1 protein-coding gene is annotated in these 1,261 nt (G+C 76.4%); it reads left to right on the top strand.

Translation table 11 applies throughout. From position 1 onward, the window contains the following. Window positions 1-1,194 (top strand): NAD(P)H-hydrate dehydratase (locus tag AOK24_RS41700; RefSeq protein ID WP_055725091.1); only part of this gene is annotated, 1,194 nt, incomplete at its 5' end. Between the last annotated feature and the right edge of the window lie 67 nt (window positions 1,195-1,261).

Consider the following 1,261-nt stretch of genomic DNA (forward strand, 5'->3'; position numbering starts at 1 on the left):
GTGCTGCTGTCGCCGCTGAAGGCGCACGAGGGGGGAGTGCGGGCGTTGGTGCGGGCCGGGGGCCGGGTCGCGGGCCTTGACGGCGCCGAACTCGCCGTCGGCAACGCCGACTTGGTGGTCGACGGCATCGTGGGGATCGGCGGCCGGGGCGGGTTGCGGGAGGACGCGGCTCAAGTCGTCCGCCTCGTCGAGGAGTTCCGCGTTCCCGTCGTCGCCGTCGACCTGCCCAGCGGGGTCGACGCGGACACCGGCGAGGTGCCCGGCGCGGCCGTCCGCGCCGACCTGACGGTGACGTTCGGGACGCACAAGCCGGGCCTGCTGATCGACCCCGCGCGGGAGTACGCCGGGGTCGTCCGCCTCGTCGGCATCGGCCTCGACCTGCCCGAGGAGGCCGACGCGGAGGCCCTCCAGCACGCCGACGTCGCCCGCCTCCTCCCCCGGCCCGGCGCGTCGAGCGACAAGTACCGCCGGGGCGTCGTCGGCATCGCGGCGGGTTCGGCGCGCTACCCCGGCGCCGCGGTCCTGGCCGTCGCCGGGGCGCTGCGGGGCGGCGCGGGGGCGGTACGGTACGTCGGCCCCGCCGGGGACGCGGTCCTGGCCCGCTTCCCCGAGACCCTGGTCACCGGCCGGGGCCCGAAGAACGCGGGCCGCGTCCAGGCCTGGGTGACAGGCCCGGGCGCCGGCGACGACGCGGGCCCGGTCGCCGAGATCCTCGCCCTGGACGACGTCCCCGTCCTGATCGACGCGGACGGCCTACGCCTCGCCGACGCGGCGACGGTACGCCGCCGCACAGCCCCAACCCTGCTCACACCCCACGCAGGCGAAGCGGCAGCCCTCCTAGGCATCTCCCGAGCCCAGGTGGAGGCCGAACGCCTGTCAGCGGCAAGGGAGTTGGCGTCCCGCTACGAAGCGACCGTCCTCCTCAAGGGAGCGACCACCCTGATCGCCAACGCGGCAGGCACCGTCCGGGTGAACCCCACAGGCACCCCCTGGCTGGCCACCGCCGGCAGCGGTGACGTCCTGTCCGGCCTGACGGGTTCCCTCCTCGCGGCGGGCCTCCCGCCACTGGACGCGGGAAGCGCAGGCGCGTACCTGCACGGCCTGGCGGGCCGGTTCGCGGCGGAGGGCGCACCGACGACGGCGTACGAGGTCGCGGAGGCGTTGCCGAGGGCGTGGCGGGACGTGAACGAGTAGCGCACGGCGGCACCCGGACGAGGCCCTCAACACCCGCCCCACCGCGCCGCCTTCACCACCAACGCCC

The sequence above is a fragment of the Streptomyces niveiscabiei genome, from assembly GCF_001419795.1.
GTDB lineage: Bacteria > Actinomycetota > Actinomycetes > Streptomycetales > Streptomycetaceae > Streptomyces > Streptomyces niveiscabiei.